Source organism: Pseudomonas sp. P4795 (genome assembly GCF_048822895.1).
In the GTDB taxonomy this organism is placed as follows: Bacteria; Pseudomonadota; Gammaproteobacteria; order Pseudomonadales; family Pseudomonadaceae; genus Aquipseudomonas.
In genome coordinates this window covers 296,068-309,954 of the sequence record NZ_JBMFBT010000002.1, presented here as the reverse complement: position 1 = coordinate 309,954, position 13,887 = coordinate 296,068, and the positions used below count along the sequence as shown (strand labels likewise).

Sequence of the window (13,887 nt, the reverse complement as noted above, 5' to 3'; positions counted from 1 at the left end):
ATGATCCATAGAAAACAGCTCAACCGCTTTAACGCTTTTCAAATAACGCTCAAAAAAAATAACAAGGAGTCTGCTTATGAAACGTCGTTTCGGGATTCGCACCCTGTGCACCACCGCGCTGGCGGTCACTGCGTTCAGCCTGAGCAGTTCGCTGCTGGCCGCCGATGCAGTGAAGATCGGTTTCCTGGTCAAACAGGCAGAAGAGCCGTGGTTCCAGACCGAGTGGGCTTTCGCCGAGAAAGCCGCCAAGGACAGGGGCTTCGAACTGATCAAGATTGCCGTGCCTGACGGCGAGAAAACCCTGTCGGCCATCGACAGCCTTGCGGCCAACGGCGCCAAAGGCTTTGTCATCTGCCCGCCGGACGTGTCCCTCGGCCCGGCAATCATGGCCAAAGCCAAGCTCAACGACCTGAAAGTGATTGCCGTCGACGACCGTTTCGTCGACGCCAACGGCAAGTTCATGGAAGACGTGCCATACCTCGGCATGGCTGCGTACGAAGTCGGCCAGAAGCAGGGCGCCGCCATGGCTGCCGAAGCGAAGAAGCGTAACTGGGACTGGAAAGACACCTATGCCGTGGTCAACACCTACAACGAACTCGACACCGGCAAAAAGCGCACCGACGGCTCGGTGAAAGCGCTGGAAGAAGCCGGCATGCCTAAAGAGCACATTCTGTTCGCCGCCCTGAAAACCCTCGATGTGCCGGGCAGCATGGATGCCACCAACTCGGCGCTAGTGAAACTGCCGAGCGCTGCCAAAAACCTGATCATCGGCGGCATGAACGACAACACCGTGCTCGGCGGCGTGCGCGCCACTGAAGCGGCCGGGTTCGCTGCGGCCAACGTGATCGGAATCGGCATCAACGGCACCGACGCCATCGGCGAGTTGAAAAAGCCTAACAGCGGCTTCTTCGGTTCGATGCTGCCAAGCCCGCACATCGAAGGCTACAAGACAGCCGAGATGATGTACGAGTGGGTCACCACCGGCAAAGAGCCACCGAAATACACCGCGATGGACGACGTCACCCTGATCACCCGCGAGAACTTCAAGCAAGAGCTGGAAAAAATCGGCTTGTGGAACTGACGCAATAACAGCCCGGGCAACCGGGCCGTTTGATTGAGGTGGCTTAAATGCACGCGCAAGTAAAAGTACAACAACACAACGCGGCCGGCAGTCTGCGCTTCAACGGGATCGGCAAAAGCTTTCCCGGCGTGAAAGCGCTGGACGGCATCAGCTTCGTCGCGCATCCGGGGCAGGTGCACGCCTTGATGGGCGAGAACGGTGCCGGCAAATCGACCCTGCTGAAAATCCTCGGCGGCGCTTACATTCCAAGCAGCGGCGAGTTGCAGATCGGCGAGCAAACCATGGCCTTCAAGTCCACCGCTGACAGCATCGGCAGCGGCGTGGCGGTGATTCACCAGGAACTGCATCTGGTACCTGAAATGACCGTGGCCGAGAACCTGTTTCTCGGTCACTTGCCGGCGAGTTTTGGCTTGATCAATCGCGGCTTGCTGCGCCAGCAAGCCTTGGACTGTCTTAAAGGTTTGGCTGATGAAATCGATCCGCAGACCAAGGTCGGACGGCTGTCGCTTGGCCAGCGCCAGTTGGTAGAAATCGCCAAGGCTCTGTCGCGTGGCGCGCATGTGATCGCCTTCGACGAGCCGACCAGCAGCCTTTCTGCGCGCGAGATCGACCGCCTGATGGCGATCATCGGTCGCCTGCGTGACGAAGGCAAAGTCGTGCTCTACGTTTCGCATCGCATGGAAGAAGTGTTCCGTATCTGCGACGCGGTGACGGTGTTCAAGGACGGGCGTTACGTGCGCACCTTCGACGACATGAGCCAGTTGACCCACGATCAACTGGTGACCTGCATGGTCGGCCGCGACATTCAGGACATTTACGATTATCGCAGCCGTCCGCGCGGCGCCGTTGCACTGCGGGTCGACGGATTGCTTGGGCCGGGCCTGCGCAAGCCGATCAGTTTTGACGCGCACAAAGGCGAGATTCTTGGCCTGTTCGGACTGGTCGGGGCAGGGCGCACCGAGCTGTTTCGCCTGCTCAGTGGCCTCGAACGCCACAGCGCCGGACGCCTCGAACTGCGCGGGCATGAACTGAAGCTGCGTTCACCGCGTGATGCGATTGCCGCCGGGATTCTGCTGTGCCCCGAAGATCGCAAGAAAGAAGGGATTATTCCGCTGGCGAGTGTCGCCGAGAACATCAACATCAGTGCACGCGGCGCCAACTCCGGCCTCGGTTGTCTACTGCGTGGACTCTGGGAAAAGACCAACGCCGACAAGCAGATCAAGGCGCTGAAAGTCAAAACCCCGCACGCCGGCCAGCAGATCAAATTCCTTTCCGGCGGCAACCAGCAGAAGGCCATTCTCGGTCGCTGGTTGTCGATGCCGATGAAGGTCCTGCTGCTCGACGAACCGACGCGCGGCATCGACATCGGTGCCAAAGCCGAGATTTACCAGATCATCCATAACCTGGCCGCTGACGGTATTTCAGTGATCGTGGTGTCCAGCGACCTGATGGAGGTCATGGGTATTTCCGACCGTATTCTGGTGCTCTGCGAAGGCGCCCTGAGCGGCGAAGTCAGCCGCGATCAGGCCAACGAATCCAACCTGCTGCAACTGGCTTTGCCGCGCCACCGCGCTGACGGCGTGGCGAACTGAGAGGTGACTATGATGACAACCCAAAACGAAACCCTGCCGACCGAACGCAAGCCTTTGGACATGCGCCGCTTCCTCGATGACTGGGTGATGCTGCTGGCGGCCGTCGGCATCTTTGTCGCCTGCACCTTGCTGATCGACAACTTCCTCTCGCCGCTGAACATGCGCGGTTTGGGTCTGGCGATTTCCACCACCGGCATCGCTGCGTGCACCATGTTGTATTGCCTGGCATCGGGGCATTTCGACTTGTCGGTGGGCTCGGTGATTGCCTGCGCCGGCGTGGTCGCGGCGGTGGTGATGCGTGACACCGACAGCGTGTTTCTCGGCGTCAGCGCAGCGCTGGCGATGGGCCTGATTGTCGGGCTGATCAACGGGATTGTGATCGCCAAATTGCGCGTCAATGCGTTGATCACGACTTTGGCGACCATGCAGATCGTGCGCGGTCTGGCTTACATCTTCGCTAACGGCAAAGCGGTCGGCGTGTCGCAGGAATCGTTTTTCGTGTTTGGTAACGGCCAGTTGTTCGGCGTGCCGGTGCCGATTTTGATCACCATTGTGTGCTTCCTGTTTTTCGGCTGGCTGCTGAATTACACCACCTACGGGCGCAACACCATGGCCATCGGCGGTAACCAGGAAGCAGCGTTGCTGGCGGGTGTGAATGTTGATCGGACCAAGATCATCATCTTCGCCGTGCATGGCCTGATCGGTGCGTTGGCGGGGGTGATTCTGGCGTCGCGCATGACCTCCGGGCAGCCGATGATTGGTCAGGGCTTCGAGCTGACGGTGATTTCCGCTTGCGTGTTGGGTGGGGTGTCGCTGAGTGGCGGGATCGGCATGATCCGGCACGTGATTGCCGGGGTGTTGATTCTGGCGATCATCGAGAATGCGATGAATTTGAAGAACATTGATACGTTTTATCAGTATGTGATTCGTGGGTCGATTTTGTTGTTGGCTGTGGTTATTGACCGACTCAAGCAACGCTAAAGTCAAAAGCTACCCTCACCCCCCCCCTCTCCCAAAGGGAGAGGGGGAAAGGGAGCAGATCTTCATGCTGTTCAAAGCCTGAGTTCGACTCGATATTTCAGGTCGATGTAGCTCAAAAGAACTCTGCGGTCAGTCCCCTCTCCCACTGGGAGAGGGCTAGGGTGAGGGTGATCACTCCCAAAAAATATCACTTGCCCAAACAACCCCGTTTCAGTTATCACTTTGTACATGATTAGACAGGTACGATTTGACAAGAAACAACGGGTGGTCGACGAACTCGTCCGGCGCATCGAAAGCGGCCTCATGGAGGACGGCTTTCTGTTGCCAGGCGAACATCAGTTGGCTCAAGAATTCAAGGTCAGCCGTGGCACCTTGCGCGAAGCGCTGGCCGAGCTGAAGCGGCGCAAATACATCGCTACGCAAAGCGGTGTCGGCTCGATTGTCACCTTCGACGGCGTGGTGCTCGACCAGCAAAGTGGTTGGGCGCAAGCGCTGGCCGATACCGGGGTGCTGATCAACACCGAGGTGCTGCGGCTCGAAGCCGTGACTCGCAGTGATCTGCTGGCGGTGTTCGGCTCCGACCAATTCATACTTCTGGAACGTCGCCGCCGTTCGAACGACGGCACGCTGGTGTCCCTCGAACGCTCTTTGATGCCTGCGACTGGCGGCCTGGAAAGCCTGCCGCGCGTGGGCCTGATCGACAATTCTCTGACCATCACCCTGGCCGCTTACGGCTACGTTGGCGAACGCGGCGATCAATGGATCAGCGCCGAACCGCTGAACTCCGAAGATGCGCAACTGCTTGGTCGCGCGCAAGGCACGGTGTTCCTTAAAACGCTGCGCACCACCTACGACCGACAAAACCGTTTCATGGAACAGGTCGAAAGCCTGCTCGACCCGGTGCATTTCCGCATGCACCTGCAATTCGGAGAATCGAGATGACTGCGCTCAACCGTGCCCTCGGTGCGTTTTATGGCCTGGCCCTCGGTGATGCGCTGGGCATGCCGACCCAATCGCTAAGCCGTGAAACGATCAAACAGCGCTTCGGCCAGATCACCGATCTGCAAGACGCAGGTCCCTTGCAACCGATCGCCGCGAACATGCCCAAAGGCTCGATCACCGACGATACCGAACAGGCGATTCTGGTTGGCCAGTTGCTGGTTGAGGGCAATGGGCAGATCGAACCGGCGATCCTCGCGCAACGGCTGATCGAATGGGAAGCCGCGATGCAGGCCAAAGGATCGCAGGATTTGCTCGGCCCCTCGACCAAACGTGCCATCGAAATGATCCTCGCCGGCCACTCGCCGCAAGAGGCCGGGCGCTATGGCACTACCAACGGCGCGGCGATGCGCATAACCCCAGTGGGCATCGCCTCGGATGTTGCTGATCCCGAGCGTTTCATTGCTGCCGTGGTGCAGGCCTGCCAGGTCACCCATAACACCACGCTGGGCATTTCCAGCGCGGCGGCGGTGGCGGCAGTGGTCTCGGCCGGTATCAATGGCATGGATCTGGGCGAGGCGCTGAACCTTGGTCAGCAGATCGCTCAGCAAGCCGAAGCCCACGGGCATTGGGTCGCCGGTGGGCGCATCGCTTCGCGCATCAGTTGGGCGCGCACTATCAGCGTCGATAGTGATCAGGCCTTGCTGGCGGATCTGCTCTACAACGTGATCGGCACTTCGGTGGCGTCGCAGGAATCGGTAGTCGTTTCGTTTGCCTTGGCGCAGCAAGTCGCAGTCGGTGAGATGAGCGCGTTCGAGGCGCTGTGCATGGCTGCCAATCTGGGGGGCGACACCGACACCATCGCGGCGATTCTCGGCGCAATGCTTGGGGCCTGCCTGGGTCTTGAGAGTTGGCCTGCCGAGATGCTCGACACGGTGAAAACCGTGAACAATCTGGACCTGGAACCCTTGGTGAGAGGACTCCTCACGCTGCGTTGAGCGCAGCCCGCCACACGGTAAATCTGTCTTGCCCACAACCACAAAAATGGCAACAGGAGCATTTTCATGAGTTCATCGAACGCCGGGCAAAGCGCCGGGCAACTGGAAACCCGTGGCATCGAATCGGTGCCGGAAAACGAGTGCAACGGGCATCCGCTGCAACTGTTCTGGGTCTGGTTTGCAGCGAACATTTCCATCCTCGGCCTGCCGCTGGGCGCCACTTTGGTGGCGTTTCGCGGGCTGGCGATCTGGCAGGCAATTATCGTCGCGATCATCGGCGCGGCCGGTTCGTTTGCGGTGGTCGGCATCATCTCGATTGCCGGCCGTCGTGGTCGCGCGCCGAGCCTGACCCTGTCTCGAGCAATCTTCGGCGTGCGCGGCAATATCGGCCCGACGCTGGTCTCGCTGATGTCGCGACTGGGCTGGGAAACCGTCAACACCACCACCGCCGCGTTCGTGCTGCTGTCGCTGTGCTCGATCCTGTTCGGCTCGCCGGTGGAAGCGAAAAGTGCGCCGACCTTGACGCTGCTGTTCATCGCGATTTTCGTGCTGCTGACGTTGGCCGTTTCCGGCCTCGGCCACGCGACTTTGCTGGTGATCCAGAAGTGGGCGACCTACGTGTTCGGCGCGCTGAACCTGTTGGTCGGCGGATTCCTCTGCGCGACCATCGACTGGAGCGCGGTGTTCAACGCCACCCCGGCACCGATGAGCGCGATGATCATCGGCATCGGCACCATGGCTGCCGGCACCGGGATCGGTTGGGCCAACGCTGGCGCCGACATGTCGCGCTATCAGCATCGCAGCGTCAAGGCTGTGCGGCTGGTGGCTTCGGCCGCGTTCGGCGCGGGGATTCCGCTGGTGTTGTTGATCACCCTCGGCGGTTTGTTGTCGGTGGGCAACAACGATCTGGCGTCGGCCACCGATCCGATCGTGGCAATCCGCGACATGCTGCCGACGTGGATGGCGGTGCCGTATCTCATCACCGCATTCGGTGGCCTGCTGCTGTCGAACAACCTGTCGGTGTACTCCGCCGGTTTGACCACGCTGACCCTCGGTTTGAAAGTAAAACGGGTGTACGCAGTGGTGGTCGACATCGTTGCGATTTTCGCCGGTTCGATCTACTTCATGCTGTTCGCTGACAGTTTCTACGGCCCGTTCATTACCTTCATTTCGCTGCTGGCGGTGCCGATCACCGCGTGGGTCGGGATCTTCGTCGTCGACCTGATTCACCGTCACTACTACAGCCCGAAAGACTTGCTCGACGTCAGCCCGAGCAGCGCCTATTGGTATCGCGGCGGCATCGAGTGGCGCGCATTCGGCGCGTGGGCGATTGCGATCGTGCTTGGTTTCAGTTTCACCACTATCGGCACTACTGCCGAGAACGTCTGGTTCAAAGGCTTTCTGTCCGACTCGTGGCTTGGGCATAACGGCCTCGGCTGGATCGTGACCTTCGTGGTCGCTGGCGGACTTTATTGGGTACTCGGCGGCGCGAAAGATCGCCGCGCCGCGCAGGTCGAGAACGCTCATGCCTAAGATGTTGCATACCGGCCAGGTCATCATCGACCTGGTCATGGCGGTGGATGCACTGCCGCAGATCGGCGGCGATGTGCTCGCGCAATCAGCCAGTTTCGAAGCCGGCGGCGGCTTCAATGTGATGGCGGCAGCGGCGCGTAATGGCTTGTCGGTGGTCTATCTGGGCCGCCATGGCAATGGCCGTTTCGGCGATCTGGCGCGCGAGGCGATGAACGCTGAGGGCATCCAGATCGGCATCGCACAACCTGCGCAGCGCGACACCGGTTTGTGCGTCGCGCTGACCGATGCGTCGGCCGAGCGCAGCTTTATTTCCTACATCGGCGCCGAGGGTGAGGTCAGCGTCGCAGACTTGAACAGTGTGCCGGCCGAGGCGGGGGATTATGTTTACCTCAGCGGTTACAGCCTGCTGCACAGCGGCAAGGCTCAGCCGTTGATGGATTGGACGTTGGCGCTGCCATCCTCGATCAACGTGGTGTTCGATCCGGGGCCGTTGGTGGAATCGCCCGATTCACCGTTGATGCAGGCTTTGTTGCCGCGCATCGATGTGTGGACGAGTAATAGTGTTGAGGCGCTGCGCTTTACCGGGGCGGCGGACATTGCGAGCGCGCTGGATCGACTGGCTGATCATCTACCGGAAGATGTTTTGATGGTGGTGCGTGACGGGCCGCAGGGTTGCTGGATTCAGCAGCGTGGCGAGCGCACGCATGTGCCGGGTTTTGCGGTGAAAGCGGTGGACAGCAATGGCGCGGGTGATGCGCATGCCGGAGTATTTGTGGTCGGGTTGGGGCACGGGTTGTCGGCGGTAGATGCGGCGCGGCGAGCGAATGCGGCGGCCGCGTTGGCGGTGACTCGCTGGGGGCCTGCCACTTCGCCGGCGACGGCTGAAGTTGATGCGCTGATCCGCGAGTCTTCTGGCGTCTGAACCCTCGCTATCGCGGGCAAGCCCGCTCCCACAGGTTTCTGCGTGAACACAAATGAAGTGAACACCGCAAATCCTGTGGGAGCGGGCTTGCCCGCGATGGGGCCATCAGCCCCACCCAGTAACTAACTTAACTGTCGAGCTTGCGAGCCGCCTCAACCCCAGCAGCACTCAACTTGATCGGCAAATTCAACGAGTGCTCGCCGGCCTCGTTACAGGTCACATGACCATGATGAATCAGTCCGCGATCCTGCAGCGAGGCGAGGGCGCTGGCCACGACTTTTTCGCCGCGGTAATTGTCCAGCACTTCCTTGCCCAGCCCACTTGGGTGAGCGTGCAGCAGACGGGTGAGCACTTCTTTTTCCAGGTTTTTATCGACGTTCATGGTTACCTCTTTCATGGATGTGGATAAGGACTACGAGCGTGTTGCAACTACTGACTGCGGCCTTCGGAGCCGGAGCCACCGGTGGTGGTTTTCGAGCCGATGCCGGGGCCGGCGTTATCCGGAGTCGCTGGGGAGTCGGGCGTATTCATTCCGCCCTGCCGGCCCGGGTCGGCACCTTGGGTGCGCGGATCGGTGCCAGTGGAGGGCGGCTGATTGAGCACGGGGACGCCTGCACCATCGGTGTTCATACCGGGAGCACTATTGATGGCGGGGGCACGTGGCGTGGTCACCGGGTCGGTAGGCCCGGTGCCGGCAGCGGTGGAGGAGGCGGCAAATACCGCGGGGCTGAGCAGTGTGGCGAATATGAGAGCAGTCAACCTTGACGAAATCATAGGGTATCTCCAGTGATTGGAATCCTTACCCTTGATTGGTCAGCCCTCGCGCGGAATTGGTGCCGGATGAGCGACGAACGGTCTATTGCGGTGGTGTCGGTGTGATGCCGATTTCTTCTTTGAACTGCTCCATGAAACCCTTCAAACGCTGATGGCGGATCTGCGCCAGACGCCGGCCGGCATCGGTCTGAAAACCGTCCGCGAGGTGCAGCAATTTGGTCTGGAAATGATCGAGGCAAAAGCGCTGGTCGTCGTAGTCGCGTTGCGTGGCTTCGGGATCAACCGGGTCGTACAGCGCGCTTCCCATACGCCCGGCAATGTAGAAAGTGCGCGCTACGCCGAGCATGCCCAGCGAGTCGAGGCGGTCGGCGTCCTGCATCAGTCGCGCTTCGAGCGTTATCGGGGCGATGTTGGCGGAGAAGCTGTGGGCTTCGATGGCGTGAATCACCGCGCTGATTTTTGCCGAAGACCAGTCCAACTCCGCGAGGACGACGGCCGCTTTTTCCGCTGCCAGCCGCGATGCCTGTGAGCGCAACGGCGAGTTTTTCTCCACTGCCACACAGTCATGCAGCAACACCGCCGCCAGCAGCACCTGAAGGTCGCCACCTTCTTCGGCCTGCAAAGTGCGCACGTTGTGCCACACCCGTTGCAGATGCGACAGATCGTGAGCGCCATCCTCGGAAGGCTCCAAAGCATGCGGCAGCAACTCGGCAGCGAGGCTCTCCAGTGGCGCGAAGGCGGAAGTGTTCATGTGCATCCTTTCAAATTGTCGACGGCGCTAGCCTAATCTGTGCGTTGCCATGTGACGAGCACCGCGCGCGGCCTTAGTATGGCGTTTTCCATTTTCCGACAAGGCCCGTCCATGACGATCGAGATCCGCCCGGCGACCCCCAGCGATGCACCGCAAATCCTCGCCTTCATCACTGAACTGGCGGATTTCGAAAAGGCGCGTCACGAAGTCATCGCCAGCGTCGCCGACATCGAACGCAGCCTGTTCGGCGAAGGCGCCACCGCTCACGGCCTAATCTGCCTGCGCGATGGTATGCCGATCGGTTTCGCGGTGTTCTTTTTCAGTTATTCGACGTGGCTCGGCAGCAACTGCCTGTACCTCGAAGACCTGTACATCACCCCCGAACAACGCGGCGGCGGCGCCGGCAAAACCCTGCTGCGGCAACTGGCGAAAATCGCCTGCGCCAACGACTGTGGGCGCTTCGAGTGGAGTGTGCTGGACTGGAACACCCCGGCCATCGAATTCTACAAATCCCTCGGCGCCCAACCGCAGGAAGAATGGGTGCGCTACCGCATGGACGGCAAGGTGTTGCGCGAGTTCGCCGAGGGCCAGTGACGATGATGGCACTCTGAGATTTATTCGATTGTCGGCGAGGCTCTAGTCCGGCATTCTACGCGCGCATTTTTGCGCGCTCATGGACGACACCTGCAATGCCTCTGGCAACAATTCTCCACGCCCGTGGAGCCTTCGCCGCGTCAACGAGTGACCGGCGATGAGCGGACTCCGGGCGACAATGCGTCTGTACGGCCTGGTGAAAAACCTCGGCTCGAGCGACAACCCCAGTCGCCAACCGGTAGACATTCTGTGTACGGTCAATCGTATGGGCGGCATAGCCATTCGCGCGTTTGTCTCGCGGCTCGACGCCGAGTTGATGGCACGCGGCGCCGGGTTCGAGGCGTACCGCGTGATACCGCTGCGCACCTTCGACCCCAATCCGTTTCTCGACGCCCATCAAGGCTGGCTGACCCTGCACGTGTGCTGCGGATTTGTTGCGCCAGCAGGTCAATCGTTATTGCACAAAGGCGCGCTGTCGCCGATGGGCTGGTACGTCTATTCCGAGATTGGTCGCTGGACGCCTGAGCATCATCTCGATCTCGGCGCGCAAATGGCCGAGTTGTTGCAAACCACCTACGAGCGCAATCATCTAATCAGCTACAACACCTGGCTCAACCAACTCGACGATGCCGCGCCTGCCGAACTGGCGTGGCAGGCCGAGCAAGCCTGGCAACAACTGCAACTCAACCCATCCCCGAACAGCGAGCATCGTCACGCGCTGTTCGACCCTGTCGACAACCGCTGGCGCTTCGCCGCGACCGACGTCGACATCTACCAGCCGTCCCCGGAACCTCTGAAGCAAGGAGCTTTGAATTGAGTGGTAAACCCGCTGCACGCGTCACCGACCCGACCGCATGCCCATTGCCAGGCCATGGCAACAACCCGATCGTCTCAGGCTCGCCCGACGTATTCTTCGACGGCCTCGCCGCCGCGCGCATGACCGATAAATCGGCCTGCGGCAGCCCGATCACCGGTGCCGTCTCCGGCACCGTATTCATCAACGGTCTGAACGCCGCCATGCTCGACAGCACCGGAGGCCACGGCAATGTCGTGATCGGTGGTTCAGGGACGGTGATTATTGGCCAGAGTGGCGGAGGGGCGGCGTTTAGTGGGTTGTTGCCGATGCCGGTGCATTTCACGGACAAGATGCGGCTGGTCGATGAGTTCTCAGGTGAACCTGTCGCCAATCATCCATACACAATCAAACGTGGAGATGGCAGTGAAGAACACGGCGTAACCGATGCGGCCGGATTTACACATGCGGTCAGCTCCCATCTTGATGAAACCATTCAACTGTTTGCGGAGTGATTGCAGTGGGAGCGGATAACATGGCTATGGACGACAGCAAAAAAAATCTTGGTTCGCATACGCTCACCTGCCCAACAGATGAGGCGATTAAAGAATTTAAATACATGCGGCGGGCAGTTGCTTTTTTTATCGGAGGGGCAGGTGATAAAGAAAGTTACTACGGTTTTGGTCCGAAATATAACGTGAATCGTGCTAGAAAACCTTTTACCGATTCCGTAAAGCTCGCGAATTGGGCAGCCGGTGTTACCTCTTATCACCTTGGATACAATGAGGTAATCGGCGAGGAGAATATCAACGCGAATGTTTTAAGCGCACTCTGTAAAAATGACGCTGTTTACATCGTTGGACATAGTCTCGGCGGATGGAATGGAGCACACTTATCCAGCCTGCTTACTCAAATGGGTTATTCCGTTAGGGTCTTGGTTACCCTAGACCCAGTCGGAAAAGGTGCGCTGGTTGGAAGTATCTCTAATATTTATCCTGATACACCTCAGCCAAATGCCGGGTTGTGGATAAATATTCTTGCGAAGTCCTCGGATTCTGATATGTCAGACTGGATCGCCGGGATTGGTGAGCAATGGCTATTGGAAAGCGGCCCTAATGTAAACTGCATAATGGATGTGAATCACGAGTCAGCGGATATAATGTTTACGACCGTGCTGGCGGATGAGAAGTCAGCCTTGCGTTACATTATTAACTCACTCAACAAACATTTTAGAGGCGAAATTTGATGATCTCGAGAATTTTGTTGTCTCTGTTTTTGATAGTGCTCGTAGGTTGTGCATTCAAACAAGATAAACCTCCCGCTAATCTTAAGTTCGCAAAAATAGAACGAGTTGGTGAGACCGCTTTGTATGATCTGTACTTTTCTTCAGATGTCGACATTAAAGGGACTTATAAATCATTGATTGGCATCGGTTTGCTCTGCGCTTTGGAGGATGACGAGGATTTTAATGAGAATCATAAAATGAGATATTTTATGGATGGTGGAGTCAGAAGAGATACCAGTGGGGCGAGGTTTGATTTCATTTCGCGAATGGTTTTCAGTGAGAAAATAGCGAATGGCAGTAGTGAGAGAGATTTGAGCCCGGTAGAAGTAGAGCAAATATTGGCGAAAAAAGACCATGTTTCATGCAGGTTTTTTGCCAGCGCAACAATGATAGATACATATTTTTCCAATGTAATGTATGTGCCAGTCGAAAGTGTAATTCGAGCAATGGGCGCTCCGCCAGCGCCAAGGAGATAGCGTTTGTTAGATTCTCGGCTTGTCACAATCTCTGGAGTGCGGCTCCCGTCGCTTCGCGTATACGGTGTTAAAGAGTGATTTATTTTGTCTGCAGAGTATGTGGCATTGATTCAAGGCATGTTTTTTAAGTTTTGCGTGTTTCTGAAAAAAACTACTCGTGTTCTGCCGCAGGGGGATGGACGTTGAATTTGCGTGTTTCCAAGTGGCTGCTGCTGGGAGGGTTTTTATTATGTTCGTCGTGCCTGCATCTCGACGTTCCGCCGGCCCGACTTGAGTTTGTCTCCGTCAATAACACTTTTTCCTCTTACTACGATCTGCGGTTCACGGCAGACCGGAACCTGATCAACTTGTATAGCGATCACGGACGACAAGGTCAGATTGGTACCTCGATCCACTGCTCATTGAATGGTGATCTGGACTTTTCCGTCGAACACAAAATCGCTTTGCAAGCTTCGGGATCAGTCAGCAGCATGCGTTTGATCGAAGGCGACCGTCGGTATGAGATGTCCGCGAGTATCAGGGTGGAGAATCGCGCTATCAACGACGGCCATAACGATGTGAGAGCGGTTGAACTGGTGCAGCTTCTCAAGCCGCAGCAATACATTCCCTGCAAAGTGGTGATTACTGCATTTCCGTTCGTGGCTTATTACTCGAAAGTTATGTACATGCCCACGTCGAGATTTATTGCTGCGGTGGAGAATCCTCGGGTGGCGCCTGCACGGGTATTGCTCAAACCTTCCGATCAACCGCGCTTGTGGGTGCAATTTGCTCCACTGTGCGTTGTTCGCTGGCGATATGAAGCGTCGCCGGCCTACGACCAGATCGACAGTATAGGTCTGTGCAGTGATGTGCCCTACGCCGGGATGCTGGCCTCATTTGCGCCGAGCAAGACGAAATTGCGGCTTGTTTCCGAGGTAGATGAAACACCTGCACCTCTGGCGGCGTACACCATCATCAGGGGAGATGGGCGTTTGGAGCCTGGAATAACTGATCAGGAAGGTCGCACCCATGAGGTCGGAGCCAGCGAGCATGAAGTGCTGCGAGTCATCCTCAACAAGAATCTGCAACCAGTGGAACGTTGGACCCCATGGATTGAAAGCATCCCATAATATGGGATGCAAAATTACATATTGAGATTTCACGCCTCGAAGGTCTATAGTCCATCGCA

16 protein-coding genes are annotated in these 13,887 nt (G+C 58.1%); 13 read left to right on the top strand and 3 right to left on the bottom strand.

All coding sequences use genetic code 11. The features are described 5' to 3' along the window. The first annotated feature begins 76 nt into the window (after window positions 1–76). From ACOI8A_RS05875 to ACOI8A_RS05845, 7 genes are all read left to right on the top strand, one after another. The gene (locus tag ACOI8A_RS05875; protein WP_420646535.1) at window positions 77–1,081 is read left to right on the top strand and encodes a substrate-binding domain-containing protein; all 1,005 of its coding nucleotides are present in this window, start codon (window positions 77–79) and stop codon (window positions 1,079–1,081) included. A 47-nt stretch (window positions 1,082–1,128) separates the two neighbouring features. Then, window positions 1,129–2,673, top strand: coding sequence for an L-arabinose ABC transporter ATP-binding protein AraG (gene araG, locus ACOI8A_RS05870; protein ID WP_420646536.1), 1,545 nt, complete (start codon window positions 1,129–1,131; stop codon window positions 2,671–2,673). A gap of 12 nt (window positions 2,674–2,685) precedes the next feature. Continuing rightward, window positions 2,686–3,654 carry an L-arabinose ABC transporter permease AraH gene (araH, locus tag ACOI8A_RS05865; RefSeq protein WP_420646537.1) on the top strand — a complete coding sequence of 323 codons (969 nt, stop codon included), beginning with the start codon at window positions 2,686–2,688 and terminating at the stop codon, window positions 3,652–3,654. A gap of 228 nt (window positions 3,655–3,882) precedes the next feature. Continuing rightward, a complete protein-coding gene (locus ACOI8A_RS05860; RefSeq protein WP_420646538.1) occupies window positions 3,883–4,596 on the top strand; it encodes a GntR family transcriptional regulator in 714 nt (237 codons plus the stop codon). Next, on the top strand, window positions 4,593–5,591 hold the full coding sequence (locus tag ACOI8A_RS05855; RefSeq protein WP_420646539.1) for an ADP-ribosylglycohydrolase family protein: 999 nt from the start codon (window positions 4,593–4,595) through the stop codon (window positions 5,589–5,591). The genes ACOI8A_RS05860 and ACOI8A_RS05855 overlap by 4 nt, the downstream gene beginning before the upstream one ends. Window positions 5,592–5,657: 66 nt before the next feature. Further along, window positions 5,658–7,124 carry a purine-cytosine permease family protein gene (locus tag ACOI8A_RS05850; RefSeq protein WP_420646540.1) on the top strand — a complete coding sequence of 489 codons (1,467 nt, stop codon included), beginning with the start codon at window positions 5,658–5,660 and terminating at the stop codon, window positions 7,122–7,124. Further along, window positions 7,117–8,046 (top strand): PfkB family carbohydrate kinase, encoded by a 930-nt coding sequence (locus ACOI8A_RS05845; RefSeq protein ID WP_420646541.1) that lies wholly within the window; start codon window positions 7,117–7,119, stop codon window positions 8,044–8,046. Before ACOI8A_RS05850 ends, ACOI8A_RS05845 begins: the two co-directional genes overlap by 8 nt. A 127-nt stretch (window positions 8,047–8,173) precedes the next feature. On the opposite strand, the gene ACOI8A_RS05840 is transcribed toward ACOI8A_RS05845, so the two are convergent. From ACOI8A_RS05840 to ACOI8A_RS05830, 3 genes are all read right to left on the bottom strand, one after another. Further along, window positions 8,174–8,428 (bottom strand): hypothetical protein, encoded by a 255-nt coding sequence (locus ACOI8A_RS05840; RefSeq protein WP_420646542.1) that lies wholly within the window; start codon window positions 8,426–8,428, stop codon window positions 8,174–8,176. A 47-nt stretch (window positions 8,429–8,475) separates the two neighbouring features. Further along, a complete protein-coding gene (locus ACOI8A_RS05835; protein ID WP_420646543.1) occupies window positions 8,476–8,820 on the bottom strand; it encodes a hypothetical protein in 345 nt (114 codons plus the stop codon). 82 nt (window positions 8,821–8,902) lie between these two features. Further along, window positions 8,903–9,571 (bottom strand): HD domain-containing protein, encoded by a 669-nt coding sequence (locus ACOI8A_RS05830; protein ID WP_420651191.1) that lies wholly within the window; start codon window positions 9,569–9,571, stop codon window positions 8,903–8,905. Window positions 9,572–9,682: 111 nt separating this feature from the next. Between ACOI8A_RS05830 and ACOI8A_RS05825 the strand changes: the two genes are divergently transcribed. The 6 genes from ACOI8A_RS05825 to ACOI8A_RS05800 all read left to right on the top strand — a co-directional run bounded on the left by ACOI8A_RS05825 (window position 9,683) and on the right by ACOI8A_RS05800 (window position 13,828). Further along, window positions 9,683–10,165 (top strand): GNAT family N-acetyltransferase, encoded by a 483-nt coding sequence (locus tag ACOI8A_RS05825; RefSeq protein ID WP_420646545.1) that lies wholly within the window; start codon window positions 9,683–9,685, stop codon window positions 10,163–10,165. A 157-nt stretch (window positions 10,166–10,322) separates the two neighbouring features. After that, window positions 10,323–10,982, top strand: a complete 660-nt coding sequence (locus ACOI8A_RS05820; protein WP_420646546.1) for a hypothetical protein — start codon at window positions 10,323–10,325, stop codon at window positions 10,980–10,982. Beyond that, complete coding sequence (locus ACOI8A_RS05815) at window positions 10,979–11,473, top strand: PAAR domain-containing protein (RefSeq protein ID WP_420646547.1); 495 nt, start codon at window positions 10,979–10,981, stop codon at window positions 11,471–11,473. Before ACOI8A_RS05820 ends, ACOI8A_RS05815 begins: the two co-directional genes overlap by 4 nt. Before the next feature lie 20 nt (window positions 11,474–11,493). Then, window positions 11,494–12,204, top strand: coding sequence for an alpha/beta hydrolase (locus ACOI8A_RS05810; protein ID WP_420646548.1), 711 nt, complete (start codon window positions 11,494–11,496; stop codon window positions 12,202–12,204). Window positions 12,205–12,221: 17 nt separating this feature from the next. Continuing rightward, window positions 12,222–12,719 carry a hypothetical protein gene (locus ACOI8A_RS05805; protein WP_420646549.1) on the top strand — a complete coding sequence of 166 codons (498 nt, stop codon included), beginning with the start codon at window positions 12,222–12,224 and terminating at the stop codon, window positions 12,717–12,719. A 188-nt stretch (window positions 12,720–12,907) separates the two neighbouring features. Then, entirely contained in the window at window positions 12,908–13,828 is a 921-nt protein-coding gene (locus tag ACOI8A_RS05800) for a hypothetical protein (protein WP_420646550.1), read from the top strand. Window positions 13,829–13,887: the final 59 nt, after the last annotated feature.